Here is a 23,286-nt window from a genome sequence, read left to right on the forward strand (position 1 = left end):
TGCCCGGAAATTCTTAATTTGACAATGGAAAATCGGGAAAAATGAGGGGTTCATAGTATTTATATACGAAAATCCGTGTTAAAACATAATTATATACGGATGCCATTAGCTATCATTAATCTAAGTTGAATACTATCAAAATATTTTGGAGATGAAGACATTAAACTATTCAATAGCTATTATTTTTATTATTCTAATATTCATAAGTAGTTTTTCATTTGCCCAAAATAACGATTCAATATTCCTAAAAGGAACGATTGTAGATAAATCAGGAGAACCTATTCCTGGAGTAACAATATTACAAGAAGGGACATCCAACGGTACAATTACTGATATTAATGGATATTTTGAGTTGGAAATACCCGAAGGAGCGAAAATTATCATCTCATATACCGGAATGAAAACTTTAGAGATTGAAGATGTAAACTTTAGTAATGTTAAAGTGAATATATCAACTGGATTAATAACCTTTTGCTGTATTAATCATTCGCCATCGCATTGTGCTGAAACTATTGAAGAAATGAAAAGACTGACAAAAACACGAAACTGCTCATTTAAATAAAAATAGTTATGGCTAAGTTATGGTTTTGTGGGATAATTTTTATAACTGCTCTCTATTTTGGATCTGGAGGATATATAATTCTTCAAAATGAACAATTGTATGAAAAAGCGCAAACACTTGAAAAAAATGAAGTCGTCTATAAGGGAGTTACATTTTATAATAAAGAAACTATGATTGCAGCAAGAGAACAAGATTTAATAATACGTGTATACCCATATGCAATGAAGATTCCCTCTTTTCTTAGTTTTTTATTAACTGCTGTTTCATTTGGAATTATTGGTGCATTGGGTAAAGTTATAAACGATACTCTTCAGAAAAATGTGATATTTAAAGAGACACCAAATTTATTACTAGTTCCAATACAGGGAGGAATCATAGGAATAATAATACTTGGGGTATCATATGCTATTCCCATTATATTAACAAATGAAAATGTAAGCCTTAAACCTATTTCAATTGTTTTTCTTAGTTTGTTTGGTGGCATCTTTTATATGAATTTTTATGAATGGTTCACAAGTGTGATCGATAGAATATTATTTATACAAGATGATAACACCAACCCTTAATTTCTAAGCATTCTGTTCTGACGGCTGGAACAGCCTGTTCTAAATGCAGTGTTGAATCCTTCGGCGTGCTCAGGGTAAACTTCCATGAATAATTGAAGGGTTGCTGAGAATTAGGGTAACCATGGGGAATGGTTTCCCCGTCTCTGTTTTCTTAGCCTTGGGTGATTGAAAAAGTTACTGAATTTAAGTTTGTCGTTGGCCGATGGGGGCTTTTTTATTAGAAGGTGTCCACCTGTTTAAGGTTTTTGGGGCGAATTTCAGGCTGTTTTTACCATTTGTGCAATAAGCTACCTGGTGTGCTGATTTTGTTGTGCCAGTTTGACGGTGCCCCCCTTTGGCCAAAACATGCCACTGAGTGCAGTTCTCCGGTCTTGCAAAAAGGGCACTTTCTGAGCAGGGAGGCTGTTTTTCTCCCTACTTCTACTATAAGCTGACCGATCTGGCTGTTGCTATTGCCTTTGTGGGTAGCCTTGAAGGCAGTGGCCAGGATTCCGTAATGTCTGATGCGGGTAGAGCCTTTGGGTAAAATGTGTAGTGTAAATTTTCGTATCCATCCGACGAACTCATTAAATTACTACAGGAGTCATGAATCGGATTTATTATTGGTCTTTTTTGGCCGGTAATTTTCCCAGTTTGAGGGCAGGAGCTGGTGGGGCTCCTTTTGTTGGGGCAGTTCTTGAATCCTTTATTCCGCTTTACCATTTTTTTGGTTCGGATATGTAATTCCGAACCTATTGCTGAGATTACGAACCTCCGGGTAGCTTTTATCCTTCATCTTTGAAGTGTTGTCATCAAAACGCATCAAACATGACATCGAAGTTATCCCCTGGAGCAAATTGCAGAAGCGCACAAATATGTGGAACAGGGTCACAAGGAAAGAAATGTGGGCGTTGCCCCTGCCTAAATCTGGCAAAGGCTGATTTGAACCTATTCCTTTATCAAAACGGATCATTACCTATCCAAAAATTATGGAAAAGAAATATACCAGGCAAGCGCTGAGAGTAGTCCTGATCCTTGGATCAATCGCCTCGCTATACTTTGTTCCCTGGCTGTTGGTGAAAGCCTGGATAATTCCCCTGCCTGATACCATTCAGGAACAGTTGGAGGAGGCAATCGCTCATGGGTTTGACGGGATGATCGTCTATATCGACCAGGGGGGTAAGGCACCGCAGCAGTATGCCGCTGGCTGGCACAACCGGGAATCCGAAATACCGGCCAAAGCCGATGCGCTGTTTAAGATTGCAAGTATCAGCAAGCTGTATGATGCAGTAGCCGTCACAAAACTGGTAAGTGAGGGACGGCTTTCTATTGATAAAACTTTAGCAGCGTACCTGCCGGAACTTGAAGGAAAAATCCAGCATGCCGATAAAATCACGCTAAGGTTGATGATCCAGCATAGAAGCGGGATTCCCAATTTTACAGATGCACCTGGTTTCTGGGCTTCTCCCACCGGATCCTATGAAGAAAGCCTTGCATTGATACTCGGAAAACCGGCCAACTTCGAACCAGATAAAGGCTATGAATATTGCAACACCAATTACCTGTTGATCAACAAGATTATGGATGATGTGCTAGGGTATGATAACTTTGAGTTTATCCGGGAGGAAATTTTAGACCCCCTTAAGCTCAGGAATACGTACCCATCGCTGAAAGAAGTGAATATAGCCGATGTAATGAGTGGCTACCATGTGGGATACGCTCCTGATCTCAAGACAAATGATCACGGCATGCACGCCACTGCAGAAGATGTGGGTATTTTTCTGAGGGCCTTGAACGAGGGATCATTGTTTAAACCCGGAGAACAGGAAATATATGCTTCCATTTACGAGTACGAACATGGAGGCTGGGTTCCGGGCTACCAGAGTTTTGCCGCATATCATAAGGATATAGATACCGTTATTGTTGCCTTCTACAGCACAACTGACCCTAAACTTTACAATTGGAACCTGTCAGAAATAATCAACAATAGAATGGCGCAAATAATCAGAAAGAATCAATAGATATGACAACGCTATTTTCCACCGCCTCAGTAAGTGGGCGGGGTACTCATGTACACACCTGGATAATCCCTGGTCACGACCGCCTAAACACACTAAAAAAGGTTTTGGGCGTAGTAAACAAATTCAAAATAGATCAAAAAATGAAAAGTTACATCATATTATGTTTGGCATTGGCAATGATTGGTTCCTGTAGCCGTTCATTGACATCTGGTATCTCCCGGCAACCAACGCTTGCCGATTACCAGCTCGGTGAAAAATGGGTTTGGAAATACAAGGGCATCACCACGGAGGGAGAAGTCCGCTCCGATGGCGAAGATACCAGAGAAATAGTCAATATGGATGGCGTTTTAGGCATGACTATAGGGAATGATACCATTCCTGTTACTGAAATAGTCAGGCCCGATGATAGCGGTACACCTAAATACGACTGGCCTTTGGAAGTGGGTAAAAAGTGGAAATATGAAAACAACTGGACCAGCCAGGATGGAACTACCGGAAGCCAAAGTCAGGAGGCAGAGGTATTGAGTTACCAGGAAGAAACGGTAGCGGCGGGAACATTCATGGCATACACCATAAAATACACCGGTAGAACCACCAATTCCAGAGGGTACAATTCCAATGAAGAGGAGGTTTGGTTATATGCACCTGCGGTTAAAAATTTCATTAAACTGACCCAAAATCAAGGTGAATTTTTGTACGTAGAGGAATTAATCCACTATTCAAAACCCGAATAATTCTTTATATAACAGTTAACTTTACGCTACCTTCAGACGGCCTGAGCCGGGCAATTTTCAGGCACTGCAAAACCCTTTCACAGGTACATTTTACGTAAAAAATTGGAGGCCCATGCAGGGAATCCGGGGAATGGTATAGCGAAAGTACTGAATAAAAGGACCTGGGTGATCAAAGTTTACTGCGGTCGATCTCGGATTTTGGTAATTTTGTGTATTTTTCAAACAAGAAAAGAAAAATACCATGATCCTTCAATCAAAAGAGCCCACTGACCTCGGTGACTTGCAGCGGTCATTGGAAAGACAATTTTCCAATTATTCGGTCTATGCATTTAACGGTGTACCTCGAAGTAGTCTCATTGTACGCAAGTCTCACACGGTTGGTGCGCAGGTCTCAATTGATGAAAATGAAATCAGGATTGATGCCTGCTGCCCCAAAATTATGGTATCCGGATTGATCGGTTTTATAAGCTGCATTTTACCGCCTTACCATCGTTTTGAAATTAAAATCGCCGATTTCCTGAGAAAAAAGTACAGCTAGAGTACTTATCAATCCCCCGGTATCCGGCACCAATGAATCCATTGCACTCCGGCAGATCAACTTTGGGGAAAGACAATTGTGGTAGTGGTGAAATATGGATGAGCATTGGTACATGCCGGGCTTTTAGCGGAGAACAGGGATGTAAATTCCTGCAATTCTTTTTCCACGCTGTTGCAAAATTTATAACCAAGAGATATGACACCTTTATTCAAAAAGCTAAACTATAAGGGGCATGAGCAAATCCTGGTGGTCAATGCACCCGAATCATTTACAAAAGAACTGGATGCGCTGGCCCAATCTACCGAAGTGACCATTTACAGTAATTCCGCTAAGCCTGAGGCGGTAACATTTGCCATTTGCTTTGTGATGACCCAGGCTGAAATCGATCACTTTATTTCCGCTGTTGAAAGAAAGCTGCCGTGAGATGTGGTCATCTGGATATGTTATCCCAAAGCCAGTTCAAAGCAGTACAAGTGTGATTTTAACCGGGACACGGGTTTTGGGATCCTTGGTGATTACGGGCTTGAAGCGGTCAGGCAGGTTGCCATTGACGAGGACTGGAGTGCCTTGCGGTTCCGGAAAGTGGAATATATCAAAAATATTACGCGAAGAGAGAGCTTTGCATTGACCAAAGAAGCAAAGCGCCGGACAAATAAGAAGGGCGAATGAAATTGATGTTCCAGCCCCAAATTAAAATCGCGGAAACCGATGCCGAAGGCTATGGCTGGAGTATCAAGTATTTTGGAGAGGATCAGATTTATTTTGCAGCCGGAAGTGGATACGGTACCAAGAGCGTGATTATCCGCATGCCGGATAGTGGCGATTTTATTGCCATCACCTCCAACTGGGGCAACACGCCCATCTTGGAATTGCTGCGGGACCTGTACCTGACATCCAGAGGGCAGCCCGTGCCCTTGCCAGCGGAGGACCAGCTCGCCGATCCCGCGACCTACAAGGCGGATCTGGGGCGGTATGCTTTTGCCCGGGAGGAGCTATTAAAACATCTGGGAATGGATCGGGAGCAGCTACGGCTGCACGCATTTGAAGGGCGTTTGTTTTTGGACGACGAGCTCCTGGCGGCGGGTGAAGGCTACCTGCGGCTTACCTACACGGATGAGTTGAAGCTCTTTTTTAAAGACAGGCAACTTATCCTTGAGATTAACGGGAACAGACTGATTGGGAATAGGGTATTTTCCGGGCAGTAGCCATTTAGGACGGATGAGGCAGAGGGTTTCATAAAAAAGGGTCTGCCAACGGGTCAATAGCGGTCCAGTTAATACCGATGTCTTGTTGAAAATCGTCGTCACCAAAAGAAAGGGCGAAAAAAGCGAATAATTTTTATCCGAAATGATTAATTTCAGAACGGGAAGCAATGGACCTGAAGCAATGGACCTATAGTGCGTATACACGCAGCGCCCCTTCAAACAATAGATACTCTCATGTTAAAATAGGAATTTGAAATGAAACTTTTGAAACAGGAGATGCTTGATAAAATAGTCGTACAGACAGCAAAAAATAAAAACGTTCACGGTTCAGTTTTTCATATTGAATCAGTTGACAAGGTTATGAGTTTATTTTCTGCTTCAGGAAACATTTCTCAAGAGAGCCAATATTACATTGCTAGTATTAACAAGTTAATAATTTCATTTATTACCCTTCGGCTCTATCATGACAAGATCATCAATCTTGACGACAAACTTTCAAATTATTTACCAAGTGAAATACTAAACGGACTTTTGGTTTACAATGATAAAGACTATGCAAGCGACTTGACAATCCGTCATTTAATTTCTCACACTTCAGGCTTACCTTGTTATCTTATTGGCAAATGGAATACCCAACAGGAAAGAATAAAATTCAAAAGTCGTTCCGTCTTTAGCTGGATCTGGAGAATCCTTTTAGGAAATTCGTTGTATTTCATCTTCTATGCAATAGCTGGATTAACTTTACAAGCAGTTTATCCTGAGTTCATGGTATTTTATAAAGACAAGATACCTCCGTTTGACCTTATCATCGGTACTCAGTTTATACGTGGATTCATATTTGTTGGAATTGCTATTTTAATCCTTAAAACCTTAAGACTTTCACTGATTAAAAAAGCGATTCTTATAGGCCTAATGTTTTCTATTTTTGGCGGAATAGCACCGCTAATTCCGCCAAATGAACTTATGCCTGGTTACGTGAGACTCGGACACGGATTTGAAGTAGGAATCTCTAATTTTCTTTATGGGCTTGTACTCGGATATTTATTAAGACAGAAGATAATAAATGAAGAAATTACTGTTGGCAACAACTAAGAAAACATGCGGGCTTGCAAACTTAGTTTACATCCTGACAAAACCAAGATAGTAAACCAGCGCGGTCATTCGGAGAGGAGAATAGTTATCCTAGAAAGTACGACTTTTTGGGATTTAGTTTACGGCCGGTGATGCGTGAAGTGAAAGGTGGGCATAGGTTGTTACACGGTATCTTCGTAAGCAATAATGCGAAGAAAACCATTCGGGACAAATTCAGGGAATGGGAGATTCACAAGCGCAGGATTTCCGTGACGGAGTTTGCGAAAAAGTTGCACCCAATAATTCGTGGACTGACGTACTTCAACCACCAATTTTGGCGGGCGGGAATGCGCCCAGTATGGAAATAACCCTCGACTTCTCAAATGAAAAAAAAATTGGAAAAGGGCTTGAACAAATATGCATCAGTTCGCTGGCTCAAGAAGCAGTATAAGCCTCATCCCGGCCTTTTCGAGCATTGGAAATTGGTCTAACCATGAATATATCTATATTCACAGTGATTAAAACTTGAAGAGCCCGCGATTATAACCACTGCATGAAATCAGATCAATAAAATTGAAAAAACCGAGGTCCTGGTGTATGGAAGATTTAAATTTGACCAGCATTTTTGATGATAGGGTGCGTGAGGGGTTGATTTTGAGAATCAGTGCCTTATATCCATCCCATAAAGCCCAATGGGGTAATATGAATGTCTTTCAGATGGTGAAACACAATACCTACTGGAACGAATGGATTTTGGGCAAGGGCGGACATACCAATAAGCAGGCATGGATGGGCAAACTATTTGGTAATATGGCTTTGCGGAGCATGATAAAGGATGAAAAGCCCTTGGATAAAAATATCCCTACCTCTTCCCAATTCAAGGTAAAGGAGCAGACGGGGGACCTGGAAGCAGAAAAAACGAAATGGATAGCGTTGACACGGGCTTATGATCAATTTGACAATCCGGCCTTTATCCACGATTTTTTTGGTAAAATGACCAGTGGGCAAATTGGTGTTTTAGTATATAAACATTCTGACCACCATTTAAGGCAATTTGGTGTATAGCAATTATAAACCCACCATGATGAGTCCTATTAAATTTGAGGGAGGAGCGAATATCGCCATTAAAATCCCAAAGGCAAAATACGAGAAGACTGTGGCTTTTTATAGGGATACGCTGAAACTGGAAAAATAGGGAGTAATTTGATGATGGAACGGATTTGGGCAAAGGGGGTAGAAAAACACGGCAGCGATCGCAGTGTCTAGGTAGCCAAATGGGAAGGATGCTATTTGTATCCTCCTGATAATTGGAAATATAAGTAGGCAGGCTGGCCATCCTGATTTTTTTTATTCTTGTCAATCCCTTAATTTGGAGTTCTGGCAGTTTACTTGTCCGTATTGGTCATGAAAAATAGTACCACCTTTCCAAATAAAAGTAATAGTCTTAGGGCATGCCTTCCCTTACTTTTGATTCTAAAATAGAAACCGATGCCGTTATCCATGAAACCAAGTCTGGTGCTACAAAAACTCCGGTCCGGAGAAAATGTAGTTTGCTTTAAATCTAACCTTGCCGATGCCAGGGTCGTTGAGATTGCTGCACTGGCCGGATTCGATTGTATTTGGCTGGACCAGGAGCATATTGGGCAGGATTGGTCCATATTGGCCGCCCAGATTTGGGCGGCCCAATCCCAAAACAAGGATACGCTGGTCAGGGTGCCTCGTGGTAGCTACAGTGACTATGTCAAACCTTTGGAAATGAACGCAAGTGGCATCATGGTGCCGCATGTAATGAGTCCGGAAGATGCCCAAAACGTGATTCGTATGACGCGGTTTTACCCCTTAGGAGCCCGGGCCATTGATGGGGGCAATGCGGACGGTGCTTACACGGCTGCCGATTTTAAACAATACCTCAAGGATGCCAACCAACAGCGATTTGTGATCTTACAAATCGAAGATCCCGAACCGTTGGAACAGCTGGAGGAAATCGCCTCCCTGGAGGGTTTTGACATGTTGTTTTTTGGTCCGGGGGATTTTAGTCAGGCCATCGGCGCGCCTGGAGATATGGACCACCCCAAAATAATTGCTGCCCGTCAACGAGTGGCCGAAGTGGCTCGGAAATTTGGCAAATTCGCCGGCACAACTGGAGGCCTTGGCAGCCTAAGTGCTTATCAGGATATGGGCTATCAGTTTATTAGCATGGGTGCTGATGTGATTGGCTTGAGTCAGTATTGTGCAGATTTGATGGCTGGATTTGCCAACCGAAATCAAAAAGGTACTTCTACCGATTATTACAAAGCATGAATAGACGAATCCTTGGCAATACCGGTATCCACGTCTCTGAATTGGCTTTTGGAGGAGTGGAAATAGGCCTTCCTTATGGTCCCGGGGTACGTTCTGAACAGGATATGGTTCAGGAAAAAGATGCTCTTTCGTTACTTCAAAATGCGTTTGATTCTGGAATCACCTTTTACGATACTGCCCGTATGTATGGTAAAAGTGAGTACCTGATCGGAGAGGCTTTCCAGAATTGCCGGGAGGAAGTTCAGATATGCACGAAATGCAGGCACCTGAGGGACACTTCCGGTAAGTTGCCCGCTCCGGGGCAGTTGGTAAAACGGATTCGGGAATCACTTGAGGAAAGCTTGCAGACCTTGAAAACCGACTATCTGGATGTGCTGATGCTTCACCAGGCAGATGTGGAAATTTTACAACACGAAACGATCTGCCGTGAATTTCAGGACATTCAAAAAGAAGGGCTGGCACGAGCCATCGGTGCGTCTACCTATTCGGTAGCCGAATCGGAATTGGCCATTCATTCGGGTATCTGGCAAGTAGTGCAGCTACCTTACAACCTATTGGATCAACGTCAGGCAGTGGTTTTCGATGTTGCTACCGAAAAAGGAGTAGGACTTGTGGTTCGTTCGGTTTTGTTGCGGGGTTTATTGAGTGAGCGTGGAAGGAATTTGCATGCAGCCCTGGAGAAAGTGGAGGGTCATATTCGTTATTTCGCGGAATTGGCCAAAAAGTATCGAATGGATTTATCTGAATACGCCACTCGATTTGTCCTGGCACAGCCACAGATTTCAGCAACTTTAGTAGGGATAGACAGGCAGGAATACTTAGAAAAAGCGCTGGAAACGGCAGCGATGGATCCGCTTCCTACAGAATTAATGAAGGGAGCCATCCCCTTTCCAGACCCTGATTTTATTGATATCCCTCATTGGGACCGGATGGGATGGCTAGACTAAAAAAAAATAATTTAATTAGAATGGTAACTATCGGTATCATTGGTATGAGTGCGGGCAATGCCCATCCCTACTCCTGGTCCTCCATCATCAATGGGCAATTTGACCACAAACTAATGGAAGATGCAGGCTATCCTGCGGTAGGAGATTACCTGAAGGCCAATCAGGATACGCTGGGAATTCCCAGTGCACGTGTTACCCATATTTGGACCCAGGAAAGGCGCATAAGCCAGGATATTGCCAGGCATTCGGGTATTCCGCATGTACTGGCCAGGTTGGAGGAAATGGTTGGGGAAGTGGATGCTGTGATCCTTGCCCGGGATGATCCTGAACACCACGTGGCAATGGCCAGGCCCTTCTTGGAAGCGGGAATCCCCATTTTTATTGACAAGCCCTTGGCATTCAGCAGGGAGGATCTGAATTATTTTGACCAGCAGCAACGATCTGGCAAATTTCTGATGTCTTGTTCCTCCATGCGGTATGCTCATGAATGCCGCACTCTTAAAACGGAAATCAATTCCCTTGGTCCGCTTCAATTAATTACAGCAGTGGGCAAAAAGGATTGGAAAAAATATGGCGTGCACCTGGTGGAGGCACTTTTTAGCAGCCTGGATGATCCGCAACCGCAATGGGTACAGCATGTGGGTGAAACCAACCAGTCCGTTGTTTTAATTGGTTTTGAGCAAGGAATGAAAGCAACCATACACTTGTTTCAGGATATCAGCGGAACATTTCAACTTTCTTTTTTCGGTTCAAAGGACTGGAGGTTGGTGGAAATAAAAAATTCATATGCCATGTTTCGGGACAATATGATTGAATTTATCCGCTCTGTGGAAGAAGGTGCTCCCAGGTTGGATTTTGGAAAGACCAGGGCCATTATCCAAACCGTCATTGCGGCGCAGGAGAGTTTTGAAAAAGATGGTAAAGTAATTTCGTTACGATAACATGCATATACAAAAACTATTCGATTTAACCGGGAAAGTAATTGTCGTCACCGGGGGGTCCGGGCAATACGGGAAATGCCTGGTAGAGGGCCTGGCTGAAGCCGGAGGTACCGTAATCACCACTTCCCGAAACTTGAAATCAGCAACGGATACCGCTGCTGAATTTCAACAAAAAGGGCTGGACGTACGGCCCATGGAGTTGGATCAGGGGATTCCGGAATCCGTGTATCGGTTTTCCAAAACCCTGGAGGATAATTATGGAGCCTTGCATGTTTTTGTAAACAATGCCGTGTCCCGACCCATGAAGGGATATAATGGACCTTTGGAGCAATTTGCCGAATCCATGCGCGTAAATGCTACCGGTATGTGGAACCTGCTAAAGGTCATGACCGATAAAATAATTGCTTCCGGAGGTGGTTCGGTGATCAGCATCAGTTCGATGATGGGCATGAAAGGCCCGGATCTTTCCAATTACGAGGGTACTAACATGGGAGACCTACCGCCGGATTATTTTTTTCACAATGCCGGCCTAATCAATCTAAGTCGCTTTCTAGCAAAAATGCACGCGGGAAAAAATATCCGTTTCAACTGCATTTCACCTGGAGGATTATTTAATGAGCAACCCAAAGCCTTTTTGGACAATTACTGCAAAAAGGTGCCTTTGGGTAGAATGGCTAATAAAGACGATATCAAAGGACTCGCCGTTTTGTTGGCGTCGGATGCCGGGGCCTACATTAACGGGGAAAATATACTAATGGATGGAGGGTTAAATGCCTGAAAATAGTCAGTCAACAGGAGAAGTATCCCCGTTCAATCTGCATGGAAAAACCATTTGGGTTATCGGTGGGGCGGGTTACCTGGGTAGAGCGACCGTGCGCCTGTTGTGCCATCAGGGAGCCAGGGTAATTTGCGCAGATTTAGCAGACAAGGCATTTGTATTTCAGCAGCAGTCAGGCCTGGGTAAGCAATTAATACCGGTAACCATTGACTTGGCAGATACGGAAAATATAGCAAGAGTAGTAGGAGAGCTCGAAGCCGTCTACGGAGTACCGGATGGGCTGGTCAATATGACTTTTTCCGCCAGTGGCGAAAGTTTTGATAACCTCGATTCGGCCGCTTTTGATAGGGTAAACCAATTAGGGATAACGGCAGCCTTTGTGCTGTGCAGAGAGGTAGCAAACCGAATGGTGGATAATGGAGGAGGCAGCCTGGTATTGATCGCAAGCATGTACGGATTGGTAGCACCGGATCCTGACCTTTACAAAGAACCTATGCTTCCCAATCCGGTGGAGTATGGAGTAAATAAGGCAGCAACCATCCACCTTTGCAAGTACCTGGCGATGCAGTATGGTAGGAATAAACTACGCTGCAATGCTATTTCGCCTGGCCCTTTTCCCAGTCCTGCGGTACAGGCGGAAAATCCGGAATTCATTGAAAGGCTAGGTAAAAAAACCATGTTGGGCAGGGTAGGGCAAGCTCAGGAAGTGGCAGGAGCCGTAGCTTTTCTTCTCTCTCCTGCATCCGGTTACATTACGGGTCAGAACCTGGTGGTAGATGGGGGTTGGACCAGCTGGTAAATTTGTGTTACACCGAAAATAGAAACAAATTATGAAAAAAATTGCACATCCTAAAAGAGATCAAAAATTCGATACAGGCGCTTACTCGGACGCCATATTGACAGATGGTTTTCTTTTTGTCTCGGGTCAGGCTTCCGTAGACTTTGAAACTTCCACCTTTAAACTGGGCAGCATTGAGGAAGAGACCAGGCAGACCTTGGAAAACATAAAAGCGATCGTGGAAGCAGCTGGTGGTAGTATGGATCACATTGTAAAATGCACGGTGCACCTCGCGGATATCAAGGAATTTGATCGGTACAACCAGGTTTACGCCAGTTACTTTAAGGAAACAAAACCCGCCCGGATTACCGTTCAGTCCGTATTAGCAGAAGGCCTGAAAGTTGAAATCGACTGCATTGCCCGAATCCCCGATGCTTTATGAAATCGAGCATAACGAAAACGTCACACAGTGGGATGATTATCAATCATGCGAGATTCCATCTGACCGATAAAAGAAAATTATAAACAGATGAAAAAGCGATTGATCTTTGACGCCCACCTTGATTTGGCCATGAATGCCATCGAATGGAATCGGGATTTGCGCCTGCCACTCTCGGAGATACGAAAGGCGGAAATGCACATGTCGGACAAACCCGACCGCGGAAGAGGAACTGTATGCCTGCCGGAATTACGAAAGGGGAAAGTTGGGCTGGTAGTGGCCACCCAATTGGCACGCTATTCTCCCCCTGATTCTCCATTGCCGGGATGGAAATCACCCCAACAGGCCTGGGCCATGACTCAGGCACAACTGGCCTGGTACAGGGAAATGGAAGCCCTTGGAGAAATGAAACCGATTACCAGCAAAAAAGAGCTAAATCAGTTGGTACGTCTTTGGCAGGATGAAACCGTAGCCGATGAGAAAAAGCCCATCGGTTACCTGCTCAATCTGGAAGGGGCTGATTCCCTGGTATCGGTTTCTTACCTGGAAAAAGCCTACGGGTATGGATTGCGGGCCCTTGGTTTATCCCATTTCGGCCCCGGAAGGTATGCGCCCGGCACCAAAACCGAAGGCCCGCTTACCGATTTGGGGAAGGAACTCCTAAAGGCCATGGAAAAACATCATTTAATTCTTGATGTGACGCATTTGACCGATAGGGGATTTGAGGAAGCACTCGAAAGTTATGGGGGACCCATTTGGGCAAGCCATCACAACGTGCGCAAATTGGTACCTAATCAGCGGCAGCTAACCGATCCCCAGCTTAAAAAATTAATCAGCAGGGGAGCTGTCATTGGAGGAATGCTGGATTGTTGGGCTATGGATATTCGTTTTATTGACACCATATCGGATCCCTGGCAGCTGGATATCCGGCTGGAACAGTTGGTGGATCATTGGGACCATATCTGCCAGTTGGCGGGAAACAGTGAGCACATTGGAATTGGCAGTGACCTGGACGGTATTTTTGGTACCGAGCAATCCCCCTGGGATTTAAATTCAGTAGCCGACCTTCAGAAATACGAAGCCATTCTGGAAAAAAGAGGATATACCAGCCAGGATATAGACAATATCTTTCACGGCAACTGGCTCCGGTTTTTGGGCAATGCCCTGCCAGAATAAGTTAGAAATCGCCTTTCATCTGAAAATACATCACTCTTATCATATGAACGATCAAGCTACACTATTGGCCGGAGCTGCCCGCTTGGATATCACCCCTCCCTTGGGCACCCTCATCAACGGAGATTTTGTTACCCATTATGCCCAAACCATCCATGATCCCTTGTATGCCAAAGCCCTTTGGCTGGAAACAAGTTCAGAGGCACTTGTATTCGTGGTGGTGGATATCTGTGTGATGGGGCAGGAATTGATCGATGAAGCAAAAGTTTTGATTGGAAAAATCCATGGCATAGCACCTGCTGCCATAATGATTAGCAGCACGCATACGCATGCCGGAGGGTCGGTGGAAGAAGTGCATTTGGTGCCTGCAGATTTGGCTTACCGCAGAAAGATGCCGGCATGGATTTCAGAAGCCGTCGGCCTGGCCAAAATTCGAAAGAAAGCAGCGAAACTGGCTTTTGGATCCGTTCAGGCACCTGAGCACCAGCTTTGCAGGCGATTTTGGATGCAGGAGGGTTACATTCCTATCAATCCGGTTACAGGAAAAAGGGACACTATCAAAACCAATCCATTTGGGGTAGAAAACCAAATCCTAAGACCTGTTGCGGTACCAGATCCGGAATTATGCTTTCTGGCTGTGCAGGGGTTGGACGGAAATTGGATCAGTATCCTCGGCAATTATTCCATGCATTACGTTGGGGATTGGGAAAATGGAACCGTTACCGCAGACTATTTTGGGACTTTCAGCGAGGCATTGAAAAAGGAGCTGAGGGCAGAACAGGACTTTGTAGGCATCCTGACCAATGGCACCAGTGGAGACATTAATATCTGGGATTTTCTAAGGGAGAAAAATTATCCTGAGGCCCATTTTGCTAAAAGTAAATTGATCGGAGAAGACCTGGCGGCGAAATTAACAGAACAAATCCCGGACTTGAAATGGGATTCTCATCCGAAATTAGGATCAAGCTTCACCATTGTGGAGGTAAAACGCAGACTTCCTGACGAGCAGGAGCTGGCGATAGCCAGGGAGAAGGTGGCCAAAGGAGATTATGAAAATCTGCAGCCCAATCAGGAGGGATGGGAGTATCTTTATGCCCGGGAACAGGTGTTGTTGGCCGAATATCCTTCTAGCGCCGAGTGTCCGATACAGATTTTTCATATCGGGAACGGAAGGGTCGGTGCTTTGCCCGGAGAGATTTTTTCCGAAACAGGTCTAATGATAAAGGAGGCTTTTAAGGGTACACCCTATTTTACCGTTTGCCTGGCTAACGGCAACCTGGGCTACATTCCCCCTGCCCATGAATTAGAGAAAGGAGGTTATGAAACCTGGCGATGTCGCATCAGTAACCTGGATCTGGATGCAGAAGAAACCATTCGGAAGAAATTACTTGATTTGCTGGCCTTCGGATAATATACTGAATCATCGTAAGAAAGGGAATTGAGCATTTGACGTTTCGGTTACTGGAATCAGATTATTGCGAAGGCTTGTATTTCAAAGATAAAATATAATAGACCATGGTTTGGGCATCTTCCATTTTTAGGTCTGGGTGAGGGCTCATTACCGGGTTTCCCCAGGATCCGAAGCCTCCGGAAATAATTTTCCTGGCCAGCAGGTCCCGGTATGCTGGCTGAATAGGGTACCGTTTTGCAATGTCTGCAAAAGCCGGTCCTTTGGATTTTTTGTCTTCCCGGTGGCAATCGTAACAACCAGCATATGCTATCAAGACTTCTCCTCGGGCAGCCGCACCTTCTGGGATCGGCTCGTTTTCTCCCGGTATTTTCCGGATGTACTCCTTTCTTCTGTCTATAGTTGGAGCGCCTTCCTTCGATTCCTCTTTGCTGCAGGCAAATAGGATGAGGGATAGAAGAAAACCAATTACTACCTTCCGGGAAAAAACGGTGATAATGTGCATGCTCAAAATTAATATAAAAAGATATATTTGTCCTTATTTTTAGTTAAAAAATAGTCTCCGGTAAATCGTCTCAGTTGGTCAAAACTTTTTAAATTTGACATAAACAGAACGAAATATGAGAAATCATCTACTGATAATTTTAAGCTTTTTTTTGAGTTTTGGCCCTGTGATAGCTCAAAGCAGGCTAGACTCACAAATTGAGGAACAGGCGGAAGGGATCGAAGAAAAGGTTATTGCCTGGCGTAGGGATTTTCACGAGCATCCGGAATTGGGTAATGAAGAAACCCGCACGGCAGGTATTGTGGCCGATCACCTGAGGAGTTTAGGAATGGAGGTAACCGAAGGGGTGGCGGTCACGGGTGTGGTGGGTATCCTGAAAGGAGGCAAACCGGGTCCTACAGTTGCTCTAAGGGCAGATATGGATGCGTTGCCGGTGACGGAGAGAAACGACCTGCCCTTTAAATCCATGGTCCGGACCACTTACAACGGGCAGGAAACCGGAGTCATGCATGCCTGTGGTCATGATTCGCACGTGGCGATATTAATGGGAGTTGCTGAAGTATTGGCCTCGGCTCAACAGGACCTGAAAGGAACAGTTAAATTTCTTTTCCAACCGGCAGAAGAGGGGCTGGAAGATAAATCAGTAACAACCTGGGGAGCTAAGCAGATGGTAGAAGAAGGCGTAATGGAAGATGTATCTGCTATTTTTGGTTTGCATATCAATTCTCAAACCCCGGCAGGAATAATCAAATACAAAGCGGGCCCCGCCATGGCTGCTGTGGATAACCTGGAAATCCGTGTCAAAGGACGGCAGGCCCACGGTGCTTATCCCTGGTCCTCTATTGATCCGATTGTCACGGCATCACAGATCGTGATGGGCTTGCAGACTATTGTAAGCCGAAATGTCAAAATCATAGAAATTCCTGCCATTGTTACCATCGGGGCGATTCACGGTGGGGTCCGGCACAATATCATTCCGGAGGAGGTAGAGATGATTGGTACGATCCGGACCTACAGCGAACCCCAACAAACGCTTATCCACAGACGGATTCGCGAGATTGGCTCCCATATTGCGGCCAGTGCAGGCGCAGAAGCAGAAATAAGTATCAAAAAAATGTATCCGGTGACGCACAATGATCCGGCGCTTACCGAAAAAATGAGGCCTACCCTGGAAAAGGTTGCCGGTAGCGAAAATGTTTGGGTTCATGACCCTGTCACGGGCGCTGAAGATTTCAGTTTTTTCCAACAGGAAAAACCGGGTTTATTTATTTTTTTAGGAGGCATGCCTGCAGAAGGGGACTCTGAAACGGCCCCTTCCCACCATACTCCCGATTTTTTCCTGGATGAAAGTGGTTTTGTTCTGGGTGTCAAGGTATTAAGTCAATTGGCAGTGGACTACATGGAAATGGACGAGTCCAGGTAGCCCAGGAATTAGTGCGAAAAATACCCGAAAGAAATTTCTTCTTTCGGGCTTCATAAAATTCAGCTTATAAACCTCTAAAGGCTGGTGGTTCAATTCCGTTAGCCCGGATATAGGAGATGGCAGCTCCCCGGTGGTGGGTGGTGTGGTCATCCACCAGGCCCACCATCTGACGGCGGGTGATTTTACCAGCAAAGGAATCAATCTTTTCATTCATTTCCTCTTCGCCTAGAGCAGAAATTGTTTCTTTACCATAATCATAGCACTGGTTGATAAAGCCTTTCATTTCTTCTTTGGTTTGAGGTTTGGCTTCGGGATCAAATCCCATTTCTTCACCCAAAAGAAAGCCTTTACTAAGGGAGGCAATTGCTCCTCCGATATGGGTCACCTGCTCCTTGAATGACATGGCGGACTCATGCGGCTGATAGTCCAGGAGATCATCTGGCATGGCATCAATGGTTTCCAGGGTGAAGGCCCGGCTGTTTTCCCATTTTGCCATAAATTCCTCCATATTGGTTTGAGCTTGGGCACTGAATAACCCAGACATTAACAAAAGGAAGGTTAGGCTAGGAATGATAGCGTTTTTTTTCATTGGTTTTATATTAGATGGTTTCCCTAAAGTTCGGAATAATTAAAATAAAATCCACTAACTTATGAAAACATGATTGGCGCTAAACGGGTTATCTCCGGAGTAAGATTTTAGTAGGTATACGGCAGGTTCCATTTTCGGTATCTGGTGGTGGTTTAGGGGTTTTCAAAGAATCTCATTTGTACCCGGACCTGTAGGTGATTTTTTTCTTTAAAACAGGTTACATTGGTTACCTTTGGTTCTACTAACAGATGGTCATGCATGGGAAAAAGTACGGTTTGGACTGATAAGGAAATCCTGGAAGCGATTTCCGGATCCAGTCAGATTAACGAAGCGATACGCCAACTTTACGAAGGATATTATGGTGTATTGGAAAATTACATTCTACAAAACAACGGTAGTGAAGCGGATGCTGCCGACGCCATACAGGAAACCATACTGGTGTTTCTGAATTTAGTTGAAACCAATAGGTTTCGGGGAGAGTCAAGTATCAATACGGTATTGTATGGCATTAATCGCAATATTTGGTTAACGATGCTTAGAAAGCGAAAAAGCAGTGTAAATAGGAATCAAATTTTTACCAAGGATCAAGATCAGGAAGTACAGGATATAAGTAAAACCCTGGAAGAGGTGGAAGGATACCAATTGATTATGAGTCTTTTTGATAAATTAGGAAAGAAATGCAGGCAGTTGTTACACCTGTTTTATTACGAGAATTTGTCAATGAAGGAAATTGCAGCACAGGAAGGATATACCAACGATCAGATAGTCCGAAATACAAAATTCAAATGTATGAAGGAGTTGATGGACCAGATTGAAGGGAATAAAAACCTGAAAGACCTGGTTAGAAACGCATTGGGATATGGAAAATAAATACGATGATCGCATTCTGGTAAATTACCTGGATGGGAGTTTGGACCCCACTGAAAAGCAGTTAGTCGAGCAAGAGATGGAGAAAAGTGATGCGATTCAGGAGAGGTTGGACCTGATGCAGTTTACGATCAGAGCCATTAAATTCAAGGCTTACAAATCATCCGTAAAAGAGATTCAGCACGACTTTTTGCAGCATCGAATTGAGAACAAGTCGTTCACTTCTGTTTCTACACCGAAACTGGAAGGCAAGGTGCGTTCCATGCAGTTTTGGATAAAAATTGCGGCCTCGCTGCTATTTCTGTGTTCCCTTGGCTATGTACTGTGGTTATTCCAGGCAGATGGAGAGCAGTTATATGAAACCAACTTTATTTCCTATGAAATTGCCCTGGATAGAGGTGCCGGCCTGCAGGAAAACCAGTTGGAGTCGTTGTATATCAATGGGGAATTTTATCAGATGTTTCAGGTAAGCGAAGAAACGAATCTGGAGGAATTTAATTCTTTTGAACTTTTACTCCTGGGTACTGCTGCGCTGGAATTGAATAATCCAGCGGAGGCGATGCGTTATTTGCAGAAGATAGACTCGGATAATATCCAGAACCAATCCGATGATTATCAGGACGAGGTTGATTTCTTTATGGCAATGGCTTATTTAAAGCAGGGAGCATACGAGCAAGCCCTCCATCTCGTTACAAAAATGAGGTCCGACGAGCAACACAAGTACCATTCTAATTTCTCCTGGTCGGAGGAGATCTCTATTCGTCTTCAGCAAATGCTTTAAAATAGAAAACCATTTATTACAATCCCCGCGAACTACCTTTCATTTTTTTTTCGCTGATTGGTTACAATTGGCTTCCGGACTTCGACAAAAGAGAAACTAAACAACGAATATATATGATGATTAAACAAAAATTAACTGCTACCGCAACCCTATTTATGTTAGGTGTAGGCTTTTTAAGTTGTACTTCAGATGAGGACATGGTGCCGGGCACCGGAGATGGGACAATCGGCATGCTATTTAAACTTCAAAACGATGCCGGAACTTCTGTCACCGCCCGAACTTCTGCTCAGGGGTTGAGTTTTGTGGACGGGTTTATTCAGATTAAAGAATTGGAAATGGAACTGGAAGGTGATTTTGATCGGGAGGGGTTGAATGCTGCTGGTAGTTACGATGATGACGATAGCGATGAAGAAGGAAGTGAGTGGGAATACGAGGTTGAATTTGATGAGGTTAAAAAGGTTACATTCGACCAGTTTGATAGCGATACCGATTTCTTTATTCAGATACCTGAAGGATCCTATGATGAAATTGAAATGGAAATTGATTTGATTGATTTTGGAAACGAACCTTCTATTCAGTTAAACGGCACCTACTCCAACGGTGATGGGGAAGAAATCCCGTTGAGATATGAGTATTTTGGGGATGAGATTGATTTCGAAGTAGAAATCGAAGCAGAGGATTCCCGGTTTGTTGTAGACAGAATAAATAACCCACTAATCCTTTTCGAATTGGTTCCCTCACGTTGGTTTTCCGGCATCAGTGACTCTGAACTGGAAAATGCTGATCTGGATGATAGTGGGATGATGTTAATTAATCGTGATAATAATCAATCACTTTATCAAAAAATAAGTGACAGGATCGAGGCGGACGCAGAGATAGAAATAGAGATTGATTGAAAGTTGCTTAATTTTAATCTTTAAAGGGAAAGCTTAGGTTTTCCCTTTTTTGTCCAAAAAAACCAGCCAGCTATGGACGTCAAAGCAATAAATAAAAACCAAAATAAAGAACGGCTGGAAAAAAAAGTCGACTTGCTTGTGGGGTTACCTATAAAAACCAAATTGGCCCAAAAATAGGGGTGGCGGTATTGGGCCATTTCGGGATCTTCCATCAGTCCTATTTTGGCTCGTTGCAACGCTACATCGTAACCATATCCTTTAGCTATCCAGCGGTAAAAATCCCGACTAAGATAGGATGTTGCCTTATCATTTGCTTTCCAAATGCTGCTGACGACATTGGAGCATCCCGCGTAGGAAAAACCTCGTGAGAGACTGATTAGCCCCTCACTTTTCATCACTTTTCCGGTGTGCGTTTCACAAGCGCTTAAAAAAACCAATGAAGTGTTCGTTAATGCTAACTGGTACAATTCCTCATCACGCAGCAAATGATCCGGCTCGGAGGGGGAGAATACAATATAGGCATTGGCGGTCGCGTCCTGGGCGGTTACTGCATGTGTAGCCAGGTGAATTAGAGATGCATCTTCAGAATGATTTAAAAATGCAGTTTTGGTAGCTGAATTTCCTGTAAAAACCTTTCCACCCAAGGCCTCCATTTCTAATTCTGAATAGGGAAGCAGGTTAAAAGAACCGGTATCTTCAGAATTAGAGTCGGCGGTGAATGGAGCAAATCCCATGGCCTGACCGGTGCTTCTAACGGGGTTCGAATCCAATTGCAGCAATTTTCCGGAATACTGATAGGTCAAGGCATGATTTTCTACTAGAAATTTTCCGTCTGCATCGATCAACATTTCAAAGGGGAGGTGCACTAAAAGTTGATCCGGTAATACGACCCAGCTACGATACTTTTTTAAATGAGGATAGGCAGCTGCAATTAATTGGTCATAGGCTGCCGAGGCTTGTTTTTCAAGTTTATTTCTATTTTTCCCTCCGGACTCAAGCAAGTTTGCCTGTAATGCCTGAATGGTCTCTCGGACGACATTTTCTTTCTGTGGCGGAGCTAATTTCAGACCACCCGGGCTGAGTGTAAAGCAAAAAACGTCCTCTTCTGCCATAAAATAACTGAGGATGGCGAGGTTACCGGAATTTACCAGCGTCTGAAGGCTGGAAAATTCAATTCTTTCCGCCTCCAATTTCTTGATGAAATAAGTGTCAAATCCATTATATGAGGCGTACAATCTGCTAAGAGCTAATTTATTATCACGGACGGCTGTTTCCAGTTCTTCCGCTTTTTCGGGAGCGTAATTTTCCATCAGCCTCCGGTTGGCCCGGGTTAGCTGAAATTTTAATGCCTTTTCTTCCTGCAAAAGTTCTTCTGGAATTCCTGCCTTTTCTTTTATCCGGGCTTCATTTTTAGCGAGTTCCAACGCGCTGGCTTTGCTTTCTTCCGCCCAGAGAAATCCTTGTATCAAATGGGCTGGTTGGTTTGTCTGCTCGTATCGTTCCAGTGCAGCCAAAACGGCCGATTCATAGCCGGCACGTATAGCCTCTCCCAGAAAAAGTCGGGCTTCTTGATTATCATACAAATTATTCATGTAAAAAACCAGATCAAAAGCTACCTGAAAGGTCTCAAAAGTCAAATCGTAAAAACGTACATCGTTTGTTTCTTTCGCAAGTAACCGGGCGCTTTTTGCTTTGAGTACTAGTGTTTCAAAAAGGTCCGTCATTCCCCAGTTTACATTTCCTGGGGTTGGATTTTGGAAGGTATCCGCTTGGGTAAAGCTTTCGTCAAAGTACAAGAGACTTTTATGAAAAGAGTCCAGGGCCTTTTTATACTCCCCTTTTTCGAGCCATGCCTTTCCCAGTAATTGGTAAGATTTACCGCCGCGGAAATTATAGGTGGTTGGTTCTTCTCCTGTTGGAGCGGCTGATGTGGCTTCTTGCAAGGAGTCGAACAGGCCGGTCACCCGGTCCGGCTGTCCTTTAAGTAAAAAGATTTCAGCCAGGAGATTCTGATACAATCTATTATCGGTATCGGAATCATTCCATGCCCTTTGTAGGTAAATAAGTGCCGTATCCGGTTCTTCTTTTTTTACGTAAAGTGAGGTCAGTTTTTTTTCTATTTCAGGTGTCTCAACATCAAGATTTAGTGCTTCGGCAAACAAGGCACTGGCTTTATCAAATTCTTTTAGGTTGGTCCAGGCAGCGGCTTCGTTACTTAGCAGGCTCATTAATGCATATTGGTTTTCTGCAGGTTGTTCCGGTGCCGACTTGTTAAGCAGGATGGACTTTGCTTTTGAAAAATAATTGACCGCCTGGGAAAAATTCCCTGATTCGTAATAGATAACTCCCAATGAATTATACAACCTACCGGTATCGGTTTGGTCCTGCTTCCCCATTAAAGATTTCTCTGCGAGATCCAGAAAATGAAGGCTGCTGTCAACCTGATTTTGTAAAAAAAAACTTTCTCCCAGGTACAAGTAGGATGCAAATAATAGGGTATCCGGTAAGGCTTTTTCTTTTGTAAAACGAACTCCGCTTTGAAGTAGTAGGATGCTTTGCCCAGGCTGGTTTTGTATCAGGTATAAAATTCCCAATTTTTCATAAGCATCAGCAAAAATTGTATCAGGGATAAGAGGATTTGGTTCGCTTTCGACGATTTCTGTAAAAAGTGCTTTCGCAATACTATCAGATACTGCAGTTGGGTTTTCCGCATTAAAGTAATTTCGCGCGGTTTGGTACTTCTTTAGCCAAAGCTCTCCTTGTCCATTAGCCAAAAATGGCATG

Annotated in this window: 26 protein-coding genes and 1 pseudogene; 23 read left to right on the plus strand and 4 right to left on the minus strand. The window is 44.0% G+C overall.

The genetic code is table 11. The annotated features are described in order from the left end of the window. Positions 1 to 151: 151 nt before the first annotated feature. Positions 152 to 562, plus strand: a complete 411-nt coding sequence (locus GKS34_RS17375; RefSeq protein ID WP_163386247.1) for a carboxypeptidase-like regulatory domain-containing protein — start codon at positions 152 to 154, stop codon at positions 560 to 562. Positions 563 to 570: 8 nt separating this feature from the next. Beyond that, a complete protein-coding gene (locus tag GKS34_RS17380; protein WP_163386248.1) occupies positions 571 to 1,128 on the plus strand; it encodes a hypothetical protein in 558 nt (185 codons plus the stop codon). Positions 1,129 to 1,396: 268 nt separating this feature from the next. Here GKS34_RS17380 and GKS34_RS23770 read toward each other — a convergent pair. After that, positions 1,397 to 1,681, minus strand: a pseudogene (locus GKS34_RS23770) (transposase); the annotation flags it as partial. Positions 1,682 to 2,096: 415 nt separating this feature from the next. On the opposite strand from GKS34_RS23770, the gene GKS34_RS17390 reads away from it, so the two are divergent. The 17 genes from GKS34_RS17390 (at position 2,097) to GKS34_RS17465 (ending at position 15,444) form a co-directional block, all read left to right on the plus strand. Beyond that, positions 2,097 to 3,128 carry a serine hydrolase domain-containing protein gene (locus GKS34_RS17390; RefSeq protein ID WP_163386249.1) on the plus strand — a complete coding sequence of 344 codons (1,032 nt, stop codon included), beginning with the start codon at positions 2,097 to 2,099 and terminating at the stop codon, positions 3,126 to 3,128. A 140-nt stretch (positions 3,129 to 3,268) separates the two neighbouring features. Beyond that, positions 3,269 to 3,862, plus strand: coding sequence for a hypothetical protein (locus GKS34_RS17395; RefSeq protein ID WP_163386250.1), 594 nt, complete (start codon positions 3,269 to 3,271; stop codon positions 3,860 to 3,862). Positions 3,863 to 4,103: 241 nt separating this feature from the next. After that, positions 4,104 to 4,400: a hypothetical protein gene (locus GKS34_RS17400; protein ID WP_163386251.1), complete on the plus strand. Its 297-nt coding sequence runs from the start codon at positions 4,104 to 4,106 to the stop codon at positions 4,398 to 4,400. 195 nt (positions 4,401 to 4,595) lie between these two features. Then, on the plus strand, positions 4,596 to 4,823 hold the full coding sequence (locus tag GKS34_RS23500) for a hypothetical protein (protein WP_240459347.1): 228 nt from the start codon (positions 4,596 to 4,598) through the stop codon (positions 4,821 to 4,823). Positions 4,824 to 4,826: 3 nt separating this feature from the next. After that, the gene (locus GKS34_RS23505; protein ID WP_240459348.1) at positions 4,827 to 5,069 is read left to right on the plus strand and encodes a hypothetical protein; all 243 of its coding nucleotides are present in this window, start codon (positions 4,827 to 4,829) and stop codon (positions 5,067 to 5,069) included. Beyond that, a complete protein-coding gene (locus GKS34_RS17410; protein WP_163386252.1) occupies positions 5,066 to 5,605 on the plus strand; it encodes a hypothetical protein in 540 nt (179 codons plus the stop codon). Before GKS34_RS23505 ends, GKS34_RS17410 begins: the two co-directional genes overlap by 4 nt. A 255-nt stretch (positions 5,606 to 5,860) precedes the next feature. Next, positions 5,861 to 6,697: a serine hydrolase gene (locus GKS34_RS17415; protein WP_163386253.1), complete on the plus strand. Its 837-nt coding sequence runs from the start codon at positions 5,861 to 5,863 to the stop codon at positions 6,695 to 6,697. A gap of 220 nt (positions 6,698 to 6,917) precedes the next feature. Then, complete coding sequence (locus GKS34_RS17420) at positions 6,918 to 7,127, plus strand: hypothetical protein (protein ID WP_163386254.1); 210 nt, start codon at positions 6,918 to 6,920, stop codon at positions 7,125 to 7,127. A 146-nt stretch (positions 7,128 to 7,273) separates the two neighbouring features. Continuing rightward, a complete protein-coding gene (locus GKS34_RS17425) occupies positions 7,274 to 7,741 on the plus strand; it encodes a DUF1569 domain-containing protein (RefSeq protein WP_240459349.1) in 468 nt (155 codons plus the stop codon). Between the two features lie 435 nt (positions 7,742 to 8,176). Next, a complete protein-coding gene (locus GKS34_RS17430; protein WP_240459350.1) occupies positions 8,177 to 8,977 on the plus strand; it encodes an HpcH/HpaI aldolase family protein in 801 nt (266 codons plus the stop codon). After that, entirely contained in the window at positions 8,974 to 9,924 is a 951-nt protein-coding gene (locus tag GKS34_RS17435; RefSeq protein WP_163386256.1) for an aldo/keto reductase, read from the plus strand. Before GKS34_RS17430 ends, GKS34_RS17435 begins: the two co-directional genes overlap by 4 nt. Positions 9,925 to 9,944: 20 nt before the next feature. Then, on the plus strand, positions 9,945 to 10,865 hold the full coding sequence (locus GKS34_RS17440) for a Gfo/Idh/MocA family protein (protein ID WP_163386257.1): 921 nt from the start codon (positions 9,945 to 9,947) through the stop codon (positions 10,863 to 10,865). 1 nt (position 10,866) lies between these two features. Next, positions 10,867 to 11,643, plus strand: coding sequence for an SDR family oxidoreductase (locus GKS34_RS17445; protein WP_163386258.1), 777 nt, complete (start codon positions 10,867 to 10,869; stop codon positions 11,641 to 11,643). Further along, entirely contained in the window at positions 11,636 to 12,442 is an 807-nt protein-coding gene (locus GKS34_RS17450; protein WP_163386259.1) for an SDR family oxidoreductase, read from the plus strand. Before GKS34_RS17445 ends, GKS34_RS17450 begins: the two co-directional genes overlap by 8 nt. Before the next feature lie 31 nt (positions 12,443 to 12,473). Beyond that, a complete protein-coding gene (locus GKS34_RS17455) occupies positions 12,474 to 12,863 on the plus strand; it encodes a RidA family protein (protein ID WP_163386260.1) in 390 nt (129 codons plus the stop codon). 87 nt (positions 12,864 to 12,950) lie between these two features. Then, complete coding sequence (locus tag GKS34_RS17460) at positions 12,951 to 14,036, plus strand: dipeptidase (RefSeq protein ID WP_163386261.1); 1,086 nt, start codon at positions 12,951 to 12,953, stop codon at positions 14,034 to 14,036. 43 nt (positions 14,037 to 14,079) lie between these two features. Further along, positions 14,080 to 15,444 carry a hypothetical protein gene (locus GKS34_RS17465; protein WP_163386262.1) on the plus strand — a complete coding sequence of 455 codons (1,365 nt, stop codon included), beginning with the start codon at positions 14,080 to 14,082 and terminating at the stop codon, positions 15,442 to 15,444. Between the two features lie 61 nt (positions 15,445 to 15,505). Here the strand turns inward: GKS34_RS17465 and GKS34_RS17470 are convergent, their stop codons facing one another. After that, the gene (locus tag GKS34_RS17470; protein WP_163386263.1) at positions 15,506 to 15,946 is read right to left on the minus strand and encodes a c-type cytochrome; all 441 of its coding nucleotides are present in this window, start codon (positions 15,944 to 15,946) and stop codon (positions 15,506 to 15,508) included. Positions 15,947 to 16,061: 115 nt separating this feature from the next. Between GKS34_RS17470 and GKS34_RS17475 the strand changes: the two genes are divergently transcribed. After that, positions 16,062 to 17,369 (plus strand): amidohydrolase, encoded by a 1,308-nt coding sequence (locus tag GKS34_RS17475; RefSeq protein WP_163386264.1) that lies wholly within the window; start codon positions 16,062 to 16,064, stop codon positions 17,367 to 17,369. A 64-nt stretch (positions 17,370 to 17,433) separates the two neighbouring features. On the opposite strand, the gene GKS34_RS17480 is transcribed toward GKS34_RS17475, so the two are convergent. Further along, a complete protein-coding gene (locus GKS34_RS17480) occupies positions 17,434 to 17,958 on the minus strand; it encodes a DinB family protein (RefSeq protein WP_163386265.1) in 525 nt (174 codons plus the stop codon). Between the two features lie 258 nt (positions 17,959 to 18,216). On the opposite strand from GKS34_RS17480, the gene GKS34_RS17485 reads away from it, so the two are divergent. From GKS34_RS17485 to GKS34_RS17495, 3 genes are all read left to right on the plus strand, one after another. Then, complete coding sequence (locus GKS34_RS17485; protein WP_163386266.1) at positions 18,217 to 18,828, plus strand: RNA polymerase sigma factor; 612 nt, start codon at positions 18,217 to 18,219, stop codon at positions 18,826 to 18,828. Then, entirely contained in the window at positions 18,818 to 19,606 is a 789-nt protein-coding gene (locus GKS34_RS17490; RefSeq protein ID WP_163386267.1) for an anti-sigma factor, read from the plus strand. Before GKS34_RS17485 ends, GKS34_RS17490 begins: the two co-directional genes overlap by 11 nt. Positions 19,607 to 19,719: 113 nt before the next feature. Next, positions 19,720 to 20,502, plus strand: a complete 783-nt coding sequence (locus tag GKS34_RS17495; RefSeq protein ID WP_240459351.1) for a hypothetical protein — start codon at positions 19,720 to 19,722, stop codon at positions 20,500 to 20,502. 20 nt (positions 20,503 to 20,522) lie between these two features. Here the strand turns inward: GKS34_RS17495 and GKS34_RS17500 are convergent, their stop codons facing one another. Beyond that, complete coding sequence (locus GKS34_RS17500) at positions 20,523 to 23,285, minus strand: CHAT domain-containing protein (RefSeq protein ID WP_163386268.1); 2,763 nt, start codon at positions 23,283 to 23,285, stop codon at positions 20,523 to 20,525. Position 23,286: the final 1 nt, after the last annotated feature.

The organism is Cyclobacterium jeungdonense (assembly GCF_010994275.1).
GTDB lineage: Bacteria > Bacteroidota > Bacteroidia > Cytophagales > Cyclobacteriaceae > Cyclobacterium > Cyclobacterium jeungdonense.